Consider the following 21,717-nt stretch of genomic DNA (forward strand, 5'->3'; position numbering starts at 1 on the left):
TTCTCCCCTTGCGGGAGAAGGAAATCCTACACCCGCGGGGCGCAGAGCTTCGGCTGGTTCAGCACCACCGGTTCGAGATGGCCGGCGGCGATGCGCTTGGCGGTGCGGTCGTCCGTCAGCTGGCCCGCCAGGGCATAGGTGCGCCGCATCAGCTCCAGCGCGACCGCCTTGCGGTCGGTGGCGGCCGCAAAAGCGGCGCCATCGATGGGATCGCCGATCGCGATCGGCAGGTTCGTGCCGATGCGATCGCGCACCTCCTTGAAGATCAGGGACAAGCGCAGGGTCTGGTTGAGATGGCTGGCGATCTGGAACAGGCGGCTGTTCTGGCCGCCGAAGAAGATCGGCACCACCGTGGCCTTGGAGCGCTGGATCAACTGCACCGTGAAGGGCTGCCAGGGGGCGTCCATGGCGGGGCGTCGTCCGAGCTTGTCGGGCGAGGTCGAGACGCCGCCGGCGGGAAACACGATCACGCAGCCGCCGCGGTCGAGCAGCCGGCGCGCTTCGGCGCGGGTGCGCAGATTGGTCTGCATTGCCTCTGCGGTCTCCGCGAAATCGACCGGCAGCAGATAGCCCTGCGCCTCCGGCGCGTGCAGCAGCACGGCGTTGGTGAGGATGACGAAATCCTGGCGGACCAGGCCGATCAGCCAGGCGATGGTGATGCCGTCGAGCACGCCATAGGGATGATTGGCGACGATGACGCAGGGCCCGGTCTTCGGAATCTTGTCGAGCTGGGCCCTGTCGAACTGCACATCGAGCCGCAGCTGGCGCACGGCGGCGGCGAAAAAACTCTCGCCGGCCACCGGATTGCGGTGGTTCTCGAGATAGAGCCGCTTCAGCCGGGGCTGCCCGGTCACCTTCTCGATGGCGCGGATCAGGGCTCGTTTCGGTTTGGAAAAGGTCGGATCCGCATAGGTGAACTGGACGGCTTCGGTCCCGGCGGGGTGGGCGGTGTGGCGAACCATGGATTTCCCTAAAGCGTTCTGCGATTTGGCGGCTACGCCGGGAATCGCAAAGACGCATCCAATCAAAAATGCGAGCAACGCTTCTGTCTCAACGGGCATTGCTCCGGAGCGCTCTCCTCGCCCCGGACGTTCCTACAGCAAAACGCCCAGCAAGGACATTGGCCGGCTACAATTCACGCTCAATCCATATGTGGCAGAAATTTTCGCCGGATCCTGTCATCTAGCCTTTGCGTTTTGATCGTCCAAGATGCCAGGAAAGTACGACAGGCATTCGACAGTCGAGGCAAGGACCGTATGGCACGTTCAAGCATGGCGAATCCCGGTGCGGCAGCTCCGCTCGGAGCAAGCTGGATTGGGGAAGAGGTCAATTTCGCCGTCCACGCTGCCGAGGCCGAGCACATCGAGCTTTGCCTGTTCGATGCCGATGGCACCGAGAGCCAAAGGATCCTGCTCCCGGGCCGCAGCGGCGCCGTGCATCATGGTCGCATCGGCGGCCTTGCCGAGGGGCAGCTTTACGGGTTGCGCGCCCATGGTCCCTGGCGCCCGGAGGAGGGGCTGCGCTTCAATCCGGCGCGTCTCCTGATCGATCCCCATGCCACCCGCCTCGTCCTGCCGGAGGGCATGACGTCGGCCCTGCCGGTGAAAGGCGCCCAGGGCGTGGACGACCTTGTTCTGGACGGCACGGATACCGCCGCGATCATGCCGAAGGCCGTGCTGGAGCGGCCGGCGCCGGACAAGACCCGTCCTGCCGGCGTGAAGCCGCAAACCCGCATCATCTATGAAGTCCATGTGAAGGGCTTCAGCCAGACCCATCCCGACATCCCGCCCGATCTGCGCGGGACCGTCGCCGCCCTGGCCCATCCGGCGGCGATCGCTCATTTCACCGAACTCGGCATCACCACGCTCGAATTGATGCCGCTCGCCGCCGCGATCGACGAACGGCATCTCGAGCCGCTCGGTCTGAGGAACTATTGGGGCTACAATCCCGCCTGCTTCCTGGCGCCCGATCCGCGCCTTGCCCCCGGCGGCATGGCCGAGATTGCGCAGACGGTGGACCGGCTGCACGAGGCCGGTTTCGAGGTGCTGCTCGACGTCGTCTACAACCACACCTCCGAAAGCGACGAGCGCGGCGGCACCCATTCGCTGCGTGGGTTCGACAATCGTTCCTACTACCGGCTTGCCGACAATCCTCGCTTTTATGCCAATGACACTGGCTGCGGAAACACGCTGGCTCTCGATCGTGAGCCCGGTCTCGGCCTCACCCTCGCGGCTCTCCGGCATTGGGCGGAGATCGGCGGCTTCGACGGCTTCCGCTTCGATCTCGCTCCGGTGCTGGGCCGCCGGCCCGGTGGTTTCGATCGGCAGGCACCCCTGTTCGCCGCCATTGCCGCCGACCCTGTCCTGAGCGGCCGGCTGATGATCGCCGAACCCTGGGATATCGGTCTGGGGGGCTATCAGCTCGGTCATTTTCCGCAAGGGTGGGCGGAATGGAACGATCGCTACCGCGACGATGTCAGGCGGTTCTGGCGCGGCGATGGCGGCATCGGCGCTCTGGCGACGCGCCTGGCCGGTTCCTCGGACCTGTTCGATCCCGCCAGTCGCCGCCCGATCGACAGCATCAATTTCGTCGCGGCCCATGACGGTTTCACGCTAGCCGATACGGTGAGCTTCGCCGGCAAGCACAACGAAGCCAATGGCGAGGGCAACCGCGACGGGCATTCGGGCGAGGTGAGCTGGAACGACGGCGCGGAGGGGCCCAGCACGGCCCCCGAGATCGTGTCGCTCAGGCGCAGCCATGTCCGGGCCTTGCTGGCCAGCCTTCTGTTGTCGCGGGGCACGCCGATGATCGCCATGGGCGACGAACTCGGCCGCAGCCAGCGCGGCAACAACAACGCCTATGCGCAGGACAATGCGATTACCTGGATCGACTGGGCCAATGCCGACCGCTCCCTGATTCAGTTCGTGGCGAGCCTGACGCGCCTGCGCAAGTCGCTGCCATTGGTGACGGCGGATCGGTTCCTGACCGGCAAGCCCCATTCCGGCCACGGGGCCGATGGGGTGCCCGACGTGATCTGGCTCGGCCCGAGCGGCCAGCCTTTGCAGGACAATGAATGGGGCAATCCGGCCCTGCGCAGCCTCGGCATGGCGCTTACCGGACAGGATGGCTCGAAAGCGCTGATCTGGTTCCATGCCGGCGCCGAGCCGCTGCATGCCCGGCTGCCGGATCTCGCACCCGGGCTGGTCTGGCGGCTTGCTCATGTCAGCGACGAATACCAGGCCTTCGCGCCGCCGACCCTCTACGGCGCCTTCGACATCATGGAGCTTGCGCCGCGTTCCGTCGGCGTATTCATCGCCGAGCCGGGGCGTGCACCGAGGCGCGACGGCGATGCGCCGCCCGAAATGCTCGAGCTGTTGGCCAAGGCTGCCGGCATCGCACCGGAATGGTGGGAGGTTTCGGGGCGGCACACCCTGGTGTCGGAGGAGACCAAGCGTGCTCTGCTCACCGCCATGGGCCTGCCGCATCATTCGCTCGCCCAGGCGCGCGAGAGCCTCGAGCATCTGCGCTCACTCGGTGCAGTGGTCGAACGCCAAAGATCCAAGGCCTTCCTGCCGGCAGCGCTTGCCGATGGCGGCAAGCGTTTCGGCCTCTCCGCCCAGCTCTATACACTGCGGCGGGAGGCGGACCAGGGTGTCGGAGACTTCCGCACGCTGGAGGCTTTTGCCAGGGACGCGGCCGGCAAGGGCGCCAGCCTGATCGCCCTCAATCCCTTCCACGCCATGTTCCCCTCCGACCGGCAGCGGGCCAGTCCCTACCAGCCTTCCGACCGGCGCTTCCTCGATCCGGCCCTGATCGCCCTCGATGCCGTGCCTGAACTCGAGGCCCAGCTGTCGGCGCCGCCGCCAGCCGGGCGCCTCATCGACTGGCCCGAAGTCTGGCGCCACAAACGTGCGGCGCTGGCTCAAGCCTTTGCCATCCTGCCTGAACGGCCCGCGCGCCTGGCGGCCTTTCGCGCCTTCCAAACGTCAGGCGGCGAGGCTTTGGCCCGCTTCTGCCTGTTCCAGGCGCTCGAAGAGCAGGCCGGATCGACCGCGATCCCGGCGATGTCGACGGCGGCCTTGCCCGCGGACCTGCAGCATGCCGCCGATTTTGCCTGCTATCTGCAATTCCTGGCGGAGGAACAGCTTGCGGCCGCCAGCCGCAGCGGTCTTGCCATCGGCTTTTGCCGCGATCTCGCCGTAGGAGCGGCGCCGGATGGCGCCGAGGTCTGGACGGCGCCCGATGCCTTCCTGAAAGGGGTCTCGGCCGGTGCGCCGCCCGATCCCTTCTCCGCCAGTGGCCAGGTCTGGCACATACCTCCCCTCGATCCTGTCGCCCTCCGCCAGAGCGGTTATGCCCATTACCGCGAGCTGCTCGCCGCCAATATGCGCCACGCGGGGGCGCTGCGCATCGACCATGTCATGGCACTGACCCGCCTCTTCGTGGTGCCCTACGGCGCGCCGGCGAGCGAGGGTGCGTATCTGAGCTATCCGCTCGAAGGAATGTTGGAGGTGCTGGCCGAGGAGAGCGTGCGCAATCGCTGCATGGTGGTGGGGGAGGATCTGGGCACCGTGCCGGAGGGCCTGCGCGAGCGGCTGTCCGAAGCCGCGCTCTATTCCTATCGCGTGCTGTTCTTCGAGCGCGACGGTGCGGTCTTCCGCCGCCCGGAACTCTATCCGGCAGGGTCGCTGGCCTGCGTCGCCACGCATGATCTGCCGACGCTGCGCGGCTGGTGGAACGGCGCCGATATCGCGCTGGAGCGCTCGCTCGGCCGGCCGGTCGCCGCGGATGCGGAAGCGGCACGCGCCGAGGACAGGCAGGCGCTGCTCCAGGCCATCGGCAGCGAGGAGACTGCGTTGACGCCGGCCCTCGTCGGCGCCATTCACGGCTTCCTGGCCTCCGCTTCCTCCGGCCTCGTCGCCGCGCAGGTCGAGGATCTCGCCGGGGAGGCAGAGCCGGTCAACCTGCCGGGGACCGATCGCGAATATCCCAACTGGCGCCGCCGCCTCGACCTCGATGTCCATGCCATGCTGGAAACCGAGGAGGCCAAGGCGGTGTTCGAGGCGATGCGGCAGGCGGGGCGGAGGGAGTAGTCATACGAGGGGTTGGGCCGCTGGAAGGGAGGCCTGGGCAACGACTGGAGCCCGAGGGCCTGTTGCTATCATCGCGGCATATGCCCCGATTTCCGGTATTATCTTGTGCCTCGTAACGGGCGTGCGTCTCTTGCCCTATTGAAACATGCTCGGGACCCTACTGACCTATTCGAGACCGAGGTCTGAAGAACCATGCATCCCAGATTGCTCAAGACCTTTCTCGCCGTTGCCCGCCATCGCAATGTCACCCGGGCAGCCGAGGCGGTGCATCTGGCTCAATCGAGCGTGAGTGACCAGATCCAGGCGCTGGAGGCCGAACTCGGAACGCCCTTGTTCGCGCGTTCGCGGTCCGGCTTGCAGCTGACGGCTGCCGGAGCGGCGCTGCAGCCCTATGCCGAAGAGATCTTGACGCTGACGGATGAGGCGCGCGGCGCCGTGGCCATGACCGCCGGGCAGGAGCGGGGAGCGGTTTCGATCGGCGCTTTGGAGACGATCGCGGCGGTCCGTCTGCCGGCCTGGCTCTCGCGCTTCGGCCAGGCCCATCCGGAAATCGCGCTTCGCTTGTCGGTCGCGGGCACGGGTGACCTCCTGCGCAAGCTGGAGGATGGCGAGGTGGATGTCGTCTTCTGCTTCGACAGAGGGGACTTCGACGAACGTTTCGCCACGCGCAGCATTTCCAGGGAACCGCTGGTCCTGATAGCGCCGGCCGGCGAGCCGCCGCTGCCACCTGGCGAAGGACTGGCCATTCTTGCCGCGAAGCGGTTCGTGGTGACTGAAGCGGGCTGCGTCTACCGCCATTTGTTCGATGCGGCCTTTGCCCGCGCGGGGCTTGCTGCGCCGAACCTGGCAGCCGAAGCCGGCAGCATCGGTGCGATAGTCCGGCTGGTGGCTGCGGGAACGGGCCTCGGCCTGGTGCCGCGCCTGGCGGTTGCCGACGCACTCGCGCGGGGCGAAGTGACCGAACTTCCCTGGCCGGGCCCGGCCCAAACTGCCGCTCTGGCCGCAGACCTGGTGATGATCTGGCGCCGGCGGCGGGTGCAGCCGCCGGCCCTGAAGCTGCTGCTCGCCTCGGCGAGCACCGGGCTCGATGGGCTCAGACCAGGCGATGCCCGCCCTCGACATGCAGAACCGCTCCCGTCGTGAAGCCGTTTCCCATCACGAAGGCCAGGGCATCGGCGATATCGTCGGGGCGGCCGACCCTGCCGACCGGCAGTTTTGCCGCCATGGCTGCCAGGGTCTCGTCCTTCCTGTCGCCGGCGACGAAGGTCCAGATCGGGGTATCCACCCAGCCCGGCGAAACGGCATTGACCCTCAGCGGCGCGAGTTCCACGGCGAGCGCCTTGACCAGCCCTTCCAGCGCGGCATTGACGGCGGCGACCGCCGCGCCCCGTGCCAGGGGGCGATAGGCCGCGATACCGGAGACGAAAGTCAGGGAACCGGCGGGCCTCAGTTTCCCCGCGCCATGCTTGGCCAGGAGGAGAGGGCCGTAGACCTTGCTCTCCACGACCCGCTGGACAGCCTTCAGGTCGAGCGAAGGCAAAAGCGCATAGGCGCCCTCGATATCGGCAGCGGTGCTGACGATGTGATCGAGCCGGCCGGTGCGCTCGAACAGTGCCGCGACCTGATGCTCCCGGGTGATGTCGGCGCAGACGGTATCGAGCGTGCCGGGCCCTCCCAGGCTCGAGCGGGCATCCGCCAATCTCTCCTCGCTCCGGCCGACGATGATGACACGCGCGCCGGCATCGAGGCAGCGCCGCGCCAGCGCAAGACCCATGCCGGAACTGCCGCCGGCGATGAGAACTCTCGAATCTGCAAGACTCATGATGAAGCGTTTCCTTTCGATCCCGATGGAACTGCGCATGGGCATCTCAGATCGGCGGCGGCCTGGAAAACGGAAGAAACCGATAGCATCATCGGCGTTTCCGATGGTTGCGCCGCGCCTGCCGGATAGGAGAGGCGGACGTCTCGTCCGCTCTTGAAACCGCCATGCATGCCATGCACCAGTACGCGCCGGCGGGTCCGTCGGGTTGCATGAGGCCCGCCGGCTGAGCCATGATCGCCGGCTGCATCGCGAATCTGGACAGTCCCGTGAGTCTGTATGCTCTCAAGCCCCGTTTTCAGGCTCTTTTGCGGCCGCGCGTCACACGCATGGCCGAGCGGGGCACGACCGCGAACCAGGTCACGCTAGCGGCGGCAGCGGGCTCTCTCGTGGTCGGCCTCGGCGTCGCCTGGCTCTCGGACCTGCGCATCCTTTTCCTGCTTTTGCCGGTCTGGCTCGCCATCCGCATGGCTCTCAACGCCATCGATGGCATGCTCGCGCGCGAATTCGGCCAGAAAAGCCTGCTCGGGGCCTATCTCAACGAGATTGCCGATGTCGTCTCCGATGCCGCGCTGATCCTGCCTTTTGCCACCCTGCCGGTCTTCGGTCCGTTCTGGACCGGCGCAGTGATCGTGCTTGCGGTGATCAGCGAGTTCGCGGGTGTAATGGGGCCGCTGGTGGGAGCATCCCGGCGCTATGACGGCCCGCTCGGCAAGAGCGACCGCGCTTTCGTGTTCGGCGCGCTTGGACTGTGGATCGGCCTCGGCCTGCCTTTGCCGGGCTGGTTCGCCTGGCTGATGCCGCTTGCCGTGCTTTTTCTCACACTGACCATCGTCAATCGTGTGCATAAGGGCCTTCGTGAAGCGCGCGCCGAGCAAGCCCAACAATGGCAGGAGCCATGATGCGTCCCTCTGAGACCGGTTTTTTCCGCAGCCATGACGGTATCGAGTTGTTCTACCGCCACTGGCCGGCGCTTAATGCGCCCGCAAAGGGGGCGGTCGTGCTGTTCCATCGCGGCCATGAGCATTCGGGACGCATGGCGCATCTGCCCGACGAACTCGCCATGCCCGATTATGAGTTCTTCGCCTGGGATGCCCGGGGCCACGGCGACTCGCCCGGGGAACGCGGCGATGCCCCGAGCTTCGGCGCCCTGGTGCGCGACGTGCAGAGCTTCATCGACCATATCGGCGCCGTGCATGGTTTTGCGCCCGCCGATATCGCCGTGCTTGCCCAGAGTGTCGGTGCCGTGGTCGCCTCGGCCTGGGTGCATGACTATGCCCCGAAGATCCGCGCCCTCGTAGTGGCTTCGCCCGCCTTCAAGGTGAAGCTCTACGTGCCCTTTGCCCGGCCGGGCCTGAAGCTCTGGCAGGCTTATAAGGGGAACTTCTTCGTCCAATCCTATGTGAAGGCCAAGTTCCTCACCCATGATGTCGAGCGCCAGGCCTCCTTCGATGCCGATGCCAAGATCACCCGGGCGATCTCGGTGCGCATCCTCCTCGGGCTCTATGAGGCGGCGCGACGGGTGGTCGAGGATGCCCGGGCCATCACGGTGCCGACGCAATTGCTCGTCTCGGGCTCCGACTGGGTGGTGCATCACGCACCCCAGCACCGTTTCTACGAAAATCTGGGATCGGCGATCAAGGAACGGCATGTGCTGCCCGGCTTCTACCATGACACGCTCGGCGAGAAGGACAGGGCGCTGGCGATCGGCCATGTCCGGCGTTTCCTCGGCGAGCGCTTCGCCGCGCCTCTGGAGCGCACCATTCTTACCGAGGCCGACCGGCTGGGCTTCACCCGCGACGAGGCCGACAGGCTTGCCTCGCCCTTGCCGCTCGCCTCGCCGAAAGGGCTCTACTGGGCCGGTACGCGGCTGGGGCTGAAGGCGACCGGGCTGATCTCCGACGGCATCAGGCTCGGCCATGAGACCGGCTTCGATTCCGGCTCCACCCTCGATTACGTCTACCGCAACACGCCGTCGGGACGTTCGGCTCTCGGACGGCTGGCCGACAGGAACTATCTCGAAGCGATCGGCTGGCGCGGCATCCGCCAGCGCAAACTCCATGTCGAGGAATTGTTGCGTGTCGCCATCGCCCGGCTGCGGGAAGAGGGGCAGCCGGTCTCCATCGTCGACATCGCCGCCGGCCACGGCCGCTATGTGCTCGAGGCCTTGGAGGCGGAAGGCGTGTCGCGGCCCGACTCGATCCTGCTGCGCGACTACAGCGACATCAATGTCGAGGCGGGCGGGCGGCTGATCGCCGAGAAGGGCCTGTCCGACATAGCGCGCTTCGTCAAGGGCGACGCTTTCGATGCCGCGAGCCTTGCCGGCATCGAGCCCAAGCCCACGCTGGGGCTCGTCTCCGGCCTTTATGAGCTCTTCGCCGACAACAACCTGATCAAATGGTCGCTTGGAGGCCTCGCGGCCGCTATCCCGGCCGGGGGCTATCTGATCTATACCGGCCAGCCCTGGCATCCGCAGCTCGAATTCATCGCGCGGGCCCTCACCAGCCACCGCCAGGGGCAGGCCTGGGTGATGCGCCGGCGGACGCAGGCGGAGATGGACCAGCTCGTCGAGGCCGCCGGTTTCGAGAAGCTCGAACAGCGTATCGACGAATGGGGCATCTTCTCGGTGTCGCTCGCCCGCCGCAAGGCTGCGCCATGACCATGGCGGTACCGGCCAGGCCTGTCGATGGCGGCCGCCGGGAAAGGCGTCCCTGGGGCAGGGCGCTTGTCTGGCTCGCGGGGCTCGGCATCTTCTTCTATTCGAGCTATGGCCTCGCCAATTATCTGGCCGAGCAGCGCCCCTTCGTGCCGTCGATCGTGTTCGGCTGGGAACGCGGCATTCCGTTCCTGCCCTGGACGATCATTCCCTATTGGTCGGTCAACCTGTTCTATGCCGCCTCGCTGTTCGTCTGCACCAGCCGCGCGGAGCTGGATACGCTGGGCCGCCGGCTGCTGACCGCGCAGGTCATCGCCGTTGCCTGTTTCCTCGCCTTTCCGCTGCGCTTCAGCTTTGCCAAGCCGGAGATCGGCGGCGGTCTGCCCGGCTTCATGTTCGATGCCCTGCTCAGTTTCGACAAGCCCTACAACCAGGCGCCTTCTCTGCATATCGCGCTGCTGGTGATCCTGTGGGTGCATTACATCAGCCATCTGCCGTCATGGGCCCGCTGGCTGCTTCATCCATGGTTCGCTCTGATCGGCCTCTCCGTCCTCACCACCTACCAGCATCATTTCTTCGACATACCGACCGGCGCCTTGCTCGGCCTGTTCTGCCTGTGGCTGTGGCCGGATGAAGAATTCCGGGTGCGCGGACGTCTCGTCCGCTCTTCCGAGCCTGCAAACGCGGCGTTTCCCAGAGCGGACGAGACGTCCGCGCACCCGGGAAACAAGGCCAAACGTCACAAACTCGCAGCCTTCTATGGCCTTGGCGCGCTCAGCTGCGTATTTGTCGGCCTCTGGGTCGGCGGCTGGGGGTTGTGGCTGTGCTATCCCGCGGTATCGCTCGCCCTCGTCGCGGCCAATTATCTCTGGCGGGGGGCCGCCGGCTTCCAGAAGCGTGCCGACGGTTCGATGCCGCTATCAGCCCGGTTCCTTTTCGCGCCCTACCACCTTGGCGCCTTTCTCAATTCGCGCTGGTGGACGCGCCGGGCGCCTTCCGCCGGCGCGGTCAGGCCGGGGGTCTATCTCGGCCGTATCCCCTCGCGTTTCGATCGGACGCCGGCAGACTATGGCGCCGTCATCGATCTTGCCGCCGAACTCCCGGCCCTGCGGGGCTTGCCGACTCAGGCGGTGCCGATGCTCGACCTGATCGCGCCGGAGGCGGCCAGCCTCGTGGCCGCGGCGAAGGCAATTGAAGCGGCGCGCGGGCAGGGCAGGGTCTTGGTGTGCTGTGCGCTCGGCTATTCGCGCAGCGCCGCCGCCGTTGCGACCTGGCTGCTCGCCAGTGGCGAGGCTGGGACGGTGGACGAGGCCATTGCGATCATACGTGCCATCAGGCCTCGAATCGTGCTGGGATCGGATGCGCGCGCCGCCATTGCGGCGGCTGGAAGGATGGTCGGCGTCGATGGCTGAGGCACAGGAGAATCCGGCGGTGATTGCCGCCATCGCCGCTTCCTATCTGCGGCAGGGCAGGGCGCTCGACTGGATTTCGCGAGGACTCACCTTGCTCGGCGCCGGAGGTATCCTGGCCGCTGCCTATGCCTCGGCGCCCCTGTGGGTGAGCGTCCCCGTTCTGCTTGTTCTGCTTTTCGGCCTGGTGCAGAGCTATTTCGCCCTGCGCGCGGGTTTCGACGCCGAGATATTCGGCCATTTGGCGGGCAATGCCTTCAGCACCACCAATTTCGACGGAGCGATGAAGCGTCTCGGCCTGTTCGCGCAGGACCGTCCTTCGCGTCCGATGTCAGAGCGGGCCCGTGGCGCCATGATCCTGGTCCGCCGCCAGGCCATTTTCCTGGCTCTGCAGGTCCTGTGTTTGCTGGCCCTGCCACTGCTCGGAGCCGTGCTGTGAGCGACATCGTGGTGCAGGATGGCCGTTCCCTGCTCGGCCGGCTGGTGGGGATCGCCACCATCGGTTTTGCCCGGCTCGTCACCGGTGTACGCGGCAACTGGCAGGGCTGCCTGCCGGTGCGCAAGCCGCGCATCTATTTTGCCAACCATGCCAGCCATGGCGATTTCATCCTGGTCTGGACGGTCTTTCCATCGGCCTTGCGTGCGGCGGCACGCCCGGTGGCGGCACGCGATTATTGGAGCGCCGGCGCGACGCGGCGCTTCCTCGCCCATAATGTCTTCGATGCCGTACTGATCGATCGTGAAAGCGCCACCCGCAGCGTCGACCCGATCGGCCAGATGGCCTCGGCGCTGGAAGCGGGGTCCTCGCTGATCCTGTTCCCTGAGGGGACACGCAATATGAGCGAGGAGCCGCTGCTGCCCTTCAAATCCGGCCTGTTCTGGCTCGCCAAGCGCCAGCCGGAGATCGAAATGGTGCCGGTCTGGATCGAGAACCTCAACCGGGTGATGCCCAAGGGCGAGTTCCTGCCGGTGCCGTTCCTGTGCACCGTCACCTTCGGGGCGCCGCTGCGCCTGGGTCCCGGGGAGGAGAAGCAGGCCTTCCTCGATCGCAGCCGCAATGCCCTGCTGGCCCTCAGGCCGCATGAGGGGGACTGAGGGTCGATGTTCGAGAACCATACCCTGGCCTTGTTTACGGGCATCGTCGCCTTCCTGGTCGTCGCCTCGCTGGTCGGCTGGCAGCTCGACCGCCGGGCCGGGCCGCAAGGCAATGCCGCCATCGACAATCTCAATGCGCGCATCCGGGCCTGGTGGGTGATGGTGGCGCTGATGGGCGGCGCATTCCTCATCGGCAAGGCCGGGGTAATAGCGCTGTTCGCCTTCGCCTCCTTTGCCGCCCTGCGCGAATTCCTGACGCTGACGCCCACGCGCCGGGCCGACCACCGCACTCTGTTCGCCATGTTCTTCGTGGTGCTGCCGGTGCAGTATTACCTGATCTGGATCGAGTGGTACGGGCTCTATTCGATCTTCATTCCCGTCTATGTCTTCCTGCTCCTGCCGATCCTGATCGCGCTCAGGGGCGATACGGCCAAATTCATGACCCGCATCGCCGAGATGCAGTGGGGCGTGATGATCGCGATCTTCTGCCTGTCCCACGTCCCGGCGCTGCTGACGCTGGACATCCCGGGTTTTGAGGGCCGCAAGCTCCTGCTTATCGCCTTCCTGGTCATCGTCGTGCAGATGAGCGACGTGCTGCAATATGTCTGGGGCAAGCTGTTCGGCCGGCACAAAGTCGCGCCGAAACTGTCGCCGTCCAAGACCTGGGAAGGCCTGATCGGAGGGGTGGCAAGCGCCACGCTGCTCGGAGCCGGCCTGTGGTGGATCACGCCCTTCTCCTTCTGGCAGGCCGGACTGGTGGCCCTGGTGATCACCCTGATGGGGTTCTTCGGCGGGCTGGTGATGTCGGCGATCAAGCGCGATCGCGGCGTCAAGGATTGGGGCCATCTGATCGAAGGACATGGCGGCATGCTCGACAGGCTCGATTCCGTCGTGTTCGCTGCGCCGATCTTCTTCCATGTGGTCCGCTATTGGTGGACTGTATGATGCTATGTCGCATGAATATTGTTTTGCATTGTCATTGCGAGCGGAGCGAAGCAATCCAGCTGGCGCCGTGTGTGTGAAAGACTGGATTGCTTCGCTCGGCTCGCAATGACACTTTGCTGCTCCGCACGCATTCTTCCCACCAAGGAAATCCCATGTCCAAGCCTGTCCTGTTCGGAACCTTCAACGGCGCCGATGTGCTCGAGGTCACCCTGCGCTCCGATGCCGGTGCCGAAGCCCGGATCATCACCTATGGCGGCGTGATACGCGATCTCCTGGTGCCCTCGAAGAACGGGCCGCAGCGCGTGGTGCTCGGCTTCGAGACTTTCGAGGACTATCCCAAATATTCCCCGCATTTCGGCGCCAATCCCGGCCGGGTCGCCAATCGCATCGGCTTCGGGCGCTTTGCTCTCGATGGTGTGACCTACGATCTCTCCAAGAGCCATGGCGGGCCGCACACGCTGCATGGTGGCGCCACCGGCTTCGGCAAGCGTGTCTGGTCCCTGGTGCAATCGGACCAGCGCTCGGCCACTTTGGTACTGGTCTCCGAGGATGGCGACATGGGCTTTCCGGGCCGCGTGGTGACGACCTGCACCTACCGCCTGCTGGAGCCGGCGACGCTGCAGGTGATCTTCACCGCCACCACCGACAAGGCGACGCCGATCAATCTCGCCCAGCATTCCTATTTCAATCTCGATGGTTCGGCCGACGTGCTCGACCATCGCATCGAGATCGCGGCCGATTTTTACACGCCGACGGATGGCGATCTCATCCCCACCGGCGAGATCCTCTCGGTTGCCGGCACGCCCTATGATTTTCGCACGCCGCGTCCGCTGCGTTTCGACACGCCGGAGGGGCCATTCAAATATGACATCAATTTCGTGCTACGCAGCGCCGGCACGCTGACACGGGCGGCGCATGCCTGGTCGCCCAAGAGCGGCGTCAGCCTGGAAACCTGGACGACGCAGCCCGGCGTGCAGCTTTACGACGCCGCCAAACTCGACGTGCCGGTGCCCGGTCTCGGCGGCGCCAAATATGGTGGCTTCGCCGGCTTCTGCCTGGAGACCCAGAACCTGCCGGACGCCGTGAACAAGGCGCATTTCCCGTCCTCGATCATCCGGCCGGGCGAGATCTACAACGAAGAAACGCAGTATCGCTTCGGGCAGGTGTGAGCGGGATAATGCGCTTTTCGTTCGGATGCGCGGGCATCATGGCCGCGCACCCGGAACGGAGCTGCGCCATGGTTGATCTGTCTGGTACTTTCTGCGCCGCAGGAGCAAGTCGGACCTTACCCGATGGCGAATTCGATCACCTATGAGGCGCGGCCTGATCTGCCATTTCTGCAGATGAACAATTCGCTGACGTCGGTGTTCATCGGCGTATTGGCGTTGGCTGCCTCGTCATTGGCTGCGACCCGTCGGCACTGCCAGCTTGCATCCTGGATCGCCGCAAGGGACCAGGGCGTCTATGGCCTCGGAACCGTGGGCTTCGATGTCTCGGAGATGCCCTGGGAAATCGAAAATTTCGTCGAAGACCGCTCCTTCCTCCTGCGCGCGATTGCTACTGCGAAAGCGAAAGACGGCTGGCGCGGGCTCGGCTACGAGCCGAAGGAAGAATGGCTCACGCCATGCCTGGATAAATTCCAGGTGCTGCTGGCGGCGTTCGCGCCGGCGGATATTCGCGCCGGAGCGACGAACCGGGAAGGGCTGTGGTCAGCGCCCCAATTCGAGCGCTGCCGGGCACACGGCCTGATCAGGCATGCGCATGGCTGCCCGATCTGCAACGGAGCGTGACGACAAGGCATCGGCAGCCAGCAAGAGCGACGCGATGCCGGCAGCGCTTTGCGGACAGCCTGAAAACGCCTTGGTTCGAGCAGGTTGTCGTTATCTCAGGCCAGCACTCCGGCCAGCCTCAGCCTGCCCACCTCGATGCCGTTCCAGTTCTTCTGCACCGGCTCGAGGAAGCGCTTCAACGCTTCGGTCTCGTCCTCCGACAGCGGCAGCAGCTTGGCGATCACGCCGGCCATCATCAGCTCGGCCGCCCTTGTGCCGCCATCGTCGCATTTGAGGGCGATGCCGTAGCCGAGTTCGGGGAAGGCCGCACAGAACACACCCTCGGCGCCGGTCTTCACGAAGACGCGCTCGCCGAAGATCGTCATGATGTCGGTGCAGAAGCGCTTGGTACCGGCGACCAGGAAAGGCTCGGCTGCCGCGGCGCGACGGATGCGGGCGGCCGCCTTCGCCCGTTCGGGGCCGAGATAGGCACCGGTGCCGAAGCGGGCAAAGCCCCGTGCCACGCCCGCAAGCGGTGCGGCCTGGGTGGGGATGGAGCAGCCGTCGATGCCGACGCCATCGCCGGTGAGGGCGGCCCCGCTCATCTCGTTCACAGCCCCCATCACCTCGCGCATCACCGGATGTGTGGCCTCGATGTAGCGGTGCGGGTCGCGGTCGGTGGCGCAGGCCAGGCAGACGAAGCCGGCATGCTTGCCGGAGCAGTTGTTGTGCAGGGCGCAGGGCTCCTCGCCGGCGCGGAGCAGGGCCCAGGCCGCCGGACGGAAGCTCGGGGCATGGACGCCGCATTCGAGCGTGCCGGCATCGCGGCCGGCCTTGGCCAGCATGGCGGCTGCCGTCTCGACATGGCGCGGCTCGCCGCCATGGGAGGAGACGGCGAGGGCGATTTCCGCGTCGGTGAGATCGAGCTTGTCGGCTGCCCCGGATTCCAGCAAGGGCAGGGCCTGGAATGCCTTCACGGCCGAGCGGGGAAAGACGGGCCTGGTGACGTCGCCCAGCGAAAGCACAATCCGACCTTCGGGGTCGCTCACGGCAATGGCACCGCTATGGCGGCTTTCGACGATACCGCCGCGGATGAGTTCGGCCAGGATGGGATTGGACATGCGAGCGGACTTTCCCTATGTGCAGGCGGGCCTCCATCGCAGGCTTCGCGAGCCGAGGCAACACCCGAATATGTGATCACATTTCGACATTGATCCGCGCGCGCTGAACGCCTATCTAAGCGCCAGCGAGAGACACAACGGAGGAAGGCGCATGTTGGAAAAATTGGCTCAGCAGCTCGAATTCAAGCGTGAGGCCGCCTACGTCAACGGTCAATGGATCGCCGCCGACAGCGGCAAGACCGTCCCGGTCACCAATCCCGCCACCGGCGAGCTCATCGGCAGCGTGCCCGATTGCGGGAAGGACGAAACGGCGCGCGCTATTGCCGCCGCCGATGCCGCTTTTCCGGCCTGGCGTGCCAAGACCGCCAAGGAGCGGGCCAAGATCCTGCACAAGCTCGCCGATCTCATCGAGGCCAATGCCGAGGCGCTCGGCGTGCTGCTCACCGTCGAGCAGGGCAAGTCGCTCACCGAGGCGCGCGGCGAGGTGGTGTTCTCGGCCGCCTATGTGCGCTGGTTCGCCGAGGAAGCCCAGCGTGTCTATGGCGACGTGATCCCTTCCCCCTGGCCGGGCCGCCGCATCCTGGTCACCAAGGAGCCGGTGGGTGTCGTCGGCGCCATCACGCCCTGGAACTTCCCCTCCTCGATGATCGCCCGCAAGCTCGGCCCGGCCCTGGCCGCCGGCTGCACCATCGTGATCAAGCCTGCCATGCAGACACCCTATTCGGGTCTGGCCTGGGGCGCTCTGGCCGAGATGGCCGGCATTCCGGCCGGTGTCGTCAACGTCCTCACCGGCTCGGCCAGCGCCATCGGCGGCGAGCTCACCTCGAACCCACTGGTGCGCAAGATCACCTTCACCGGTTCCACGCCGATCGGCAAGCTGCTGGTCGAGCAGTCGGCCAAGACGCTCAAGAAGGTTTCGATGGAGCTCGGCGGCAACGCCCCCTTCATCGTGTTCGACGATGCCGACGTCGACAGGGCGATCGAGGGTGCGATGATCGCCAAATACCGCAATTCCGGCCAGACCTGCGTGTGCACCAACCGTTTCCTGGTGCAGGCCGGCATTCACGACAAATTCGTCGAGAAGCTGATCGCTGCCTCCAACGCGCTCAAGGTCGGCAATGGCCTCGAGGCCGGCGTGCAGCAGGGCCCGCTGATCGACGAGAAGGCGGTTGCAAAGGTCGAGGAGCACATCAACGATGCCCTTGCCAAGGGCGGCAAGGTGGTGGCGGGCGGCAAGCGCCATGCGCTCGGCCATACCTTCTTCGAGCCGACGGTGGTGACCGGCGTGACCCCGGACATGCTGGTGGCACGCGACGAGACCTTCGGGCCGCTCGCCCCGGTGTTCAAGTTCGAGACCGAGGAGCAGGCCATCCAGATGGCCAACGATACCGAGTTCGGATTGGCTTCATACTTCTACACCAAGGATCTCGGCCGGGCCTTCCGGGTCGCCGAGGCGCTGAAATACGGCATGGTCGGCATCAATGAAGGCCTGATCACCACCGAGGTCGCGCCCTTCGGCGGTGTCAAGGAATCCGGCATGGGCAAGGAAGGCTCCAAATACGGCATCGAGGATTATATCGACGCCAAATATGTCTGCGTAGGCGGTCTCGGCTGAGGCCCGAACCCATCGCCTTCCCGCATTGAAGGGCTGCAAGCTCTGCTCCGCGCCCCGGACCGATCCAGGTTCCGGGGCGTCGGCTTTTCGGGGGAAGCCTCAGTCGGCGCCCTGCCGCCAGATTGCCTCCGATAATCCCGCAAGCAAGAGGCCGAGCAGGGCGTAGAGCACGATCTCCCGCTTCAGGCAGAAGAAAAGCGCGTTTGAACGGAAACACTTGTTTGCTCGAACGTTTTGATTGACGCGTCTTTGCGATTCTTGGCGATTACGCCAAATCGCAAAACGCTTTAGGCCGAAGCCGAACCGGCTGGGGTTGCCGACACGGGATGTCTCGCCTCGGACGGACGCCGGTTGCCCTGCCCAGGCATGCGGCCGATCGATGCATTCTGCCTCTCATACTTCCCTATGGTAAATCTCCGGACAACTCGAAGGCACCCCGGAATCCGTGACATTTTTGTCGGTGTTGTCCAGAAAAATGCAGAATTCCGGCCAAATCATTACTTTCGCTTGCCTCTGCCTCATTTTCGCCCGTTCACTGACTATTCACCCCTTCTGCTGCATTGAAGGCAGCTCAGCAACAGGATTGGGTTTCGATGCGGGTCGCCTCGCTCTTCGCTTTGATCGCTTCGGCATTGGTCCTGACGGGTTGCGTCGGCTTCGATGACGATTCCGGCGATGCAACCTCATCTCTCAAGCCCGTGCTGACCAACACGGCTTCGAACGATCAGGCGGCCAACACGGCTCCGCTCGGCATCTGGCGCGGCGGCATGACCATGCTGGTGATGACCACCCGCAACGCCACCGGCAACAAGGAGCCCTGGTTCGGTGCCAAGCGCGCTTCCGACCCGACGGCGGCGCGCCTCGTGATGTATCCGCCGTCCAAGTCACTGCTGGCCTCGGTCAACCCCGTCAGTACGCCTGGCTGGTCGGTGGCGGGGGTGAGTGCCTTGCCGGGGGACGAGCCCGCCACGTCCCTGGCGGCGCAGGCCGAGGGGCGCGACGTCATCGTCTATGTCCACGGCTATAACGAGACCTTCGACAGCGCGGCGACGAGCTATGCCAAGCTGGTCGACGGCATCAAGTTTTCGGGCGTGCCCGTGCTGTTCTCCTGGCCCTCGCGTGCGGCGCTCTTGGATTACGTCACCGACAAGGACAGCGCGATGTGGTCGCGCGATGCCCTCGAAGACACGCTCACGGCGCTCGCCAACGATCCCAAGGTCGGGCGCATCAACCTGATCGCCCATTCCATGGGCAGCATGGTGATGATGGAAGCTCTGCGTTCGATGTCGGATCGCATGGGAGCCTCGCTCCCGAACCATTTCGGTGCCATCGTGCTGGCCAATCCCGATGTCGACCTCGACCTCTTCCGTCGCCAGATGAAGCGGCTGTCGTCGCTGTCGTCGAAAATGACGGTGATCGTCTCCAAGAACGATCGCGCTCTGGAGATCTCAACCAAGCTCGCCGGCGGCGTGCCGCGCGTCGGCTCTGGCGACAGCGAGGAACTGCAGAAGACTGGCGTGAAGGTCGTCGACGCCTCCGATTTCGGCTCCGGTTTCATCAACCACGATATCTTCATGAGCCGTGAGGAAGTGCGCGCCGTGGTTGCGCGCGCGATCGAGAACGCCGATCAGTAACCCTTCGGAGCAGGCCGGGGGAAACGGCGCAACCCAATCATGCCAGGAAATCGGCGCGGTGCGGGGTGAAGCAATCGACCAGCCGGCCTTTCTCCAGAGCCTTGACGCCATGTTCGAGGCCGGATGGCACGATGAAGCTGTCGCCGGCGGCGAGCGTTTCGGTTCTGCCCGCGATGGTGACCTCGAACCGCCCCTCGGCGACGTAGCTGGACTGTATGTGGGGATGGGAATGCAGCCAGCCCACGCCATCCTTCTCGAAAGCGAATTCGACCAGCATCAGTTCGTCGGTGTAGACAAGGACGCGTCGCCGGTTGCCGTCCGGCGTCGACTGCCATTCGGCATCACCGGACCGGACGAATAGTTCCTCGCTGCGGATCATCGGACCTCACCTCGCTGTCCAGCCACGGAGGGAAGATAAGCACAGGTTTGCAGCATTGTCCCGCGCATGCCGACCCGGCCGGAGCGGCTCCTATTCGCCGGCCGTCTTCTCGACGGCACGCGGGGCATTGCGCAGGGCCTCCAGCATGCGGGCCCGCGAAATTTCCAGCAACTGGCTCATGGCCCGGGAGGCCTCGTCAGCCTTGCGGGCGAGGATGGCCGAGACCACGGCCTGATAGGGCTGCAGGTCCATCGCCTGGCCGTTGGCGCTGCGCTGCGTCAGGCCGAAGGAAACCTTCAGGGCCGTCTTGACCGCCCGCCCGATGGTGACGAACAGGCCGTTATGGGTGGCCGTCATGATGGCGAGGTGGAATTCCGTCTCGGCGCCCGCCGCCAGAGCCGGCTGCCCGAGCATGGAGACGAGGTCGGAGAAGCGCATGCGGATGCGTTCGAGGTCATCCGCCGAGCCGTCCCGCGCCGCCAGGAAGCAGGCGCGCGGCTCGAAGCAGTTCCGCATTTCGTAGAGATCCTCGATGATGCGCTCGTCGAACTGGGCGTTCAGGCGCCAGGAGAGCACATCCTGGTCGAGCAGGTTCCAGTCGGCGAAGGGCAGCACGCGTGTGCCGGTCTTGGGGGAAACCTCGACCAGTCCCTTGGCCGCCAGGTTCTTCACGGCCTCGCGCACCGTCGAGCGGCTGACGCCATAGGCCTGGCAGAGTTCGTTCTCGATCGGCAGGGTGTCGCCGGGGCGAAATTCTCCCGAAGTGATGCGGGTGCCGATGATGCGCGCGACCTGCGCGCTCATCGTGCTGATGGCGGTATCCCGCTCGAACATACTCATCTCCAAACCAGCCCGTTGCTGGATGCGGGCGGCACCGTGCTCTTCGCGCCGGCTGGTGCCGCCGCGATCTGAGAGGGTTCCCACCTCTTAACACTGCTATCGGGAAGGAACAAAGCGCCCAGCAACCCTCCTGCCAATGGGAAATCCTCCTACAAATTGCCGTTCTTCACGTCGGCGGCGATTGACACCGGATCGCGATTGCCTCTATCTTATCATCAGATGATAATAAGAAAAGATGGTAGGAGGAAGAGGCCTTGAGTGCCATCGACATCGACAGGGTGTCCAAGACCTTTGGCGCCGTGAACGTCATCGCAGACCTCTCTTTGAAGATCCGCTCGGGCGAGTTCATTGCCTTCCTCGGGCCGTCGGGCTGCGGAAAGTCCACTTTGCTGCGCATGATTGCGGGGTTGGAGCGTGTTGATGGCGGCTCGATCTCGATCGGCGGCCAGCGGGTCGACCGGCTGCCGCCGGGCGCGCGCGGCGTCGCCATGGTGTTCCAGCACTACGCGCTCTATCCGCATATGACGATCTACGAGAACATGGCGTTCGGCCTGCGCAACATCGCCATGCCCGGCCAGGAGATCGACCGCCGGGTGAAGGAAGCGGCGCGCATCCTGGAGATCGAGCCGCTCCTCGCCCGCAAGCCCGGCCAGCTCTCCGGCGGCCAGCGCCAGCGCGTCGCCATCGGCCGCGCCCTGGTGAAAAGCCCCAAGGCCTATCTGTTCGACGAGCCGCTTTCCAATCTCGATGCGGCGCTGCGCGTACGCACCCGTGTCGAGCTGGCCCGCCTGCACCAGCAGGTCCAGGCCACCACCATCTTCGTCACCCATGATCAGGTCGAGGCGATGACGCTGGCCGAGCGCATCGTGGTGATGAACGCCCGCAAGATCGAGCAGGTGGGCACGCCGATGGAAGTCTATTCACGGCCGGCCACGGAATTCGTGGCGCGTTTCGTCGGTTCTCCCGCCATGAACTTCCTGCCCGTGACGATCGCCGAGCAGGGCGGTCTGGCAGTCGCCACTCTGGCGGATGGCACCGCCATCACCACCCGCGTGCCCGCCGCCACCCTGCCGCGAGGCACCAATCTGCGCCTGGGGGTGAGGGCGGAAGCCGTGCGGGCCGATCCGGCAGGTGCCTTGGCCGGCCGGATCGAGGTGGTCGAGCGCCTCGGCGATCGCACCCATCTTTATGTGCGCCTGCCGGATGGCACCTCGCTGGTTGCCGAAGACAAGGGCGCCTCGACCGCCGTCGCCGGGGGCGAGGCCCGCTTTTCGGTGGATTCGCAGGCCGCGCATCTGTTCGATGATGGCGGCCTTGCCTTCCATGCCGCGTGAGGAGGGCC

At 65.5% G+C, this 21,717-nt stretch carries 18 protein-coding genes; 13 read left to right on the plus strand and 5 right to left on the minus strand.

Annotated elements, in window-relative coordinates; translation table 11 throughout:
* Positions 1-26: 26 nt before the first annotated feature.
* A complete protein-coding gene (locus C5L14_RS09075; RefSeq protein ID WP_181161092.1) occupies positions 27-962 on the minus strand; it encodes a lysophospholipid acyltransferase family protein in 936 nt (311 codons plus the stop codon).
* A gap of 294 nt (positions 963-1,256) precedes the next feature.
* On the opposite strand from C5L14_RS09075, the gene glgX reads away from it, so the two are divergent.
* Both glgX and C5L14_RS09085 read left to right on the plus strand, forming a co-directional pair.
* On the plus strand, positions 1,257-5,093 hold the full coding sequence (glgX, locus tag C5L14_RS09080; RefSeq protein ID WP_245443317.1) for a glycogen debranching protein GlgX: 3,837 nt from the start codon (positions 1,257-1,259) through the stop codon (positions 5,091-5,093).
* 192 nt (positions 5,094-5,285) lie between these two features.
* Entirely contained in the window at positions 5,286-6,236 is a 951-nt protein-coding gene (locus C5L14_RS09085; RefSeq protein ID WP_105861704.1) for a LysR family transcriptional regulator, read from the plus strand.
* Here the strand turns inward: C5L14_RS09085 and C5L14_RS09090 are convergent.
* A complete protein-coding gene (locus C5L14_RS09090; RefSeq protein WP_105861974.1) occupies positions 6,187-6,915 on the minus strand; it encodes an SDR family oxidoreductase in 729 nt (242 codons plus the stop codon). The genes C5L14_RS09085 and C5L14_RS09090 overlap by 50 nt on opposite strands.
* 266 nt (positions 6,916-7,181) lie before the next feature.
* Between C5L14_RS09090 and C5L14_RS09095 the strand changes: the two genes are divergently transcribed.
* The 8 genes from C5L14_RS09095 (at position 7,182) to C5L14_RS09130 (ending at position 14,807) form a co-directional block, all read left to right on the plus strand.
* Positions 7,182-7,814 carry a CDP-alcohol phosphatidyltransferase family protein gene (locus C5L14_RS09095; protein ID WP_105861975.1) on the plus strand — a complete coding sequence of 211 codons (633 nt, stop codon included), beginning with the start codon at positions 7,182-7,184 and terminating at the stop codon, positions 7,812-7,814.
* Positions 7,811-9,571 carry a bifunctional alpha/beta hydrolase/class I SAM-dependent methyltransferase gene (locus tag C5L14_RS09100; protein ID WP_428832612.1) on the plus strand — a complete coding sequence of 587 codons (1,761 nt, stop codon included), beginning with the start codon at positions 7,811-7,813 and terminating at the stop codon, positions 9,569-9,571. Before C5L14_RS09095 ends, C5L14_RS09100 begins: the two co-directional genes overlap by 4 nt.
* Positions 9,568-10,980 (plus strand): phosphatase PAP2/dual specificity phosphatase family protein, encoded by a 1,413-nt coding sequence (locus C5L14_RS09105; RefSeq protein ID WP_105861976.1) that lies wholly within the window; start codon positions 9,568-9,570, stop codon positions 10,978-10,980. The genes C5L14_RS09100 and C5L14_RS09105 overlap by 4 nt, the downstream gene beginning before the upstream one ends.
* The gene (locus C5L14_RS09110; protein WP_105861706.1) at positions 10,973-11,416 is read left to right on the plus strand and encodes a hypothetical protein; all 444 of its coding nucleotides are present in this window, start codon (positions 10,973-10,975) and stop codon (positions 11,414-11,416) included. The genes C5L14_RS09105 and C5L14_RS09110 overlap by 8 nt, the downstream gene beginning before the upstream one ends.
* 5 nt (positions 11,417-11,421) lie before the next feature.
* Positions 11,422-12,072 (plus strand): lysophospholipid acyltransferase family protein, encoded by a 651-nt coding sequence (locus tag C5L14_RS09115; protein ID WP_281062569.1) that lies wholly within the window; start codon positions 11,422-11,424, stop codon positions 12,070-12,072.
* A gap of 6 nt (positions 12,073-12,078) precedes the next feature.
* Entirely contained in the window at positions 12,079-13,017 is a 939-nt protein-coding gene (locus C5L14_RS09120) for a phosphatidate cytidylyltransferase (protein WP_105861707.1), read from the plus strand.
* Positions 13,018-13,169: 152 nt separating this feature from the next.
* The gene (locus C5L14_RS09125; protein ID WP_105861708.1) at positions 13,170-14,186 is read left to right on the plus strand and encodes an aldose epimerase family protein; all 1,017 of its coding nucleotides are present in this window, start codon (positions 13,170-13,172) and stop codon (positions 14,184-14,186) included.
* A gap of 123 nt (positions 14,187-14,309) precedes the next feature.
* On the plus strand, positions 14,310-14,807 hold the full coding sequence (locus C5L14_RS09130) for a hypothetical protein (RefSeq protein WP_105861709.1): 498 nt from the start codon (positions 14,310-14,312) through the stop codon (positions 14,805-14,807).
* A 95-nt stretch (positions 14,808-14,902) separates the two neighbouring features.
* Here the strand turns inward: C5L14_RS09130 and C5L14_RS09135 are convergent, their stop codons facing one another.
* The gene (locus C5L14_RS09135) at positions 14,903-15,907 is read right to left on the minus strand and encodes an asparaginase (protein WP_105861710.1); all 1,005 of its coding nucleotides are present in this window, start codon (positions 15,905-15,907) and stop codon (positions 14,903-14,905) included.
* A 151-nt stretch (positions 15,908-16,058) separates the two neighbouring features.
* On the opposite strand from C5L14_RS09135, the gene C5L14_RS09140 reads away from it, so the two are divergent.
* Together C5L14_RS09140 and C5L14_RS09145 are read left to right on the plus strand one after the other, a co-directional pair.
* Positions 16,059-17,522 carry an NAD-dependent succinate-semialdehyde dehydrogenase gene (locus C5L14_RS09140; RefSeq protein ID WP_105861711.1) on the plus strand — a complete coding sequence of 488 codons (1,464 nt, stop codon included), beginning with the start codon at positions 16,059-16,061 and terminating at the stop codon, positions 17,520-17,522.
* Positions 17,523-18,115: 593 nt separating this feature from the next.
* Positions 18,116-19,156: an alpha/beta hydrolase gene (locus C5L14_RS09145; RefSeq protein WP_105861712.1), complete on the plus strand. Its 1,041-nt coding sequence runs from the start codon at positions 18,116-18,118 to the stop codon at positions 19,154-19,156.
* Positions 19,157-19,193: 37 nt separating this feature from the next.
* Here C5L14_RS09145 and C5L14_RS09150 read toward each other — a convergent pair whose 3' ends face one another.
* Positions 19,194-19,535 (minus strand): cupin domain-containing protein, encoded by a 342-nt coding sequence (locus tag C5L14_RS09150; RefSeq protein WP_105861713.1) that lies wholly within the window; start codon positions 19,533-19,535, stop codon positions 19,194-19,196.
* A gap of 90 nt (positions 19,536-19,625) precedes the next feature.
* Entirely contained in the window at positions 19,626-20,459 is an 834-nt protein-coding gene (locus tag C5L14_RS09155; RefSeq protein ID WP_245443318.1) for a FadR/GntR family transcriptional regulator, read from the minus strand.
* Positions 20,460-20,629: 170 nt separating this feature from the next.
* On the opposite strand from C5L14_RS09155, the gene C5L14_RS09160 reads away from it, so the two are divergent.
* The gene (locus C5L14_RS09160; RefSeq protein WP_105861714.1) at positions 20,630-21,709 is read left to right on the plus strand and encodes an ABC transporter ATP-binding protein; all 1,080 of its coding nucleotides are present in this window, start codon (positions 20,630-20,632) and stop codon (positions 21,707-21,709) included.
* Positions 21,710-21,717: the final 8 nt, after the last annotated feature.

The organism is Labrys okinawensis, assembly GCF_002982075.1.
GTDB lineage: Bacteria > Pseudomonadota > Alphaproteobacteria > Rhizobiales > Labraceae > Labrys > Labrys okinawensis_A.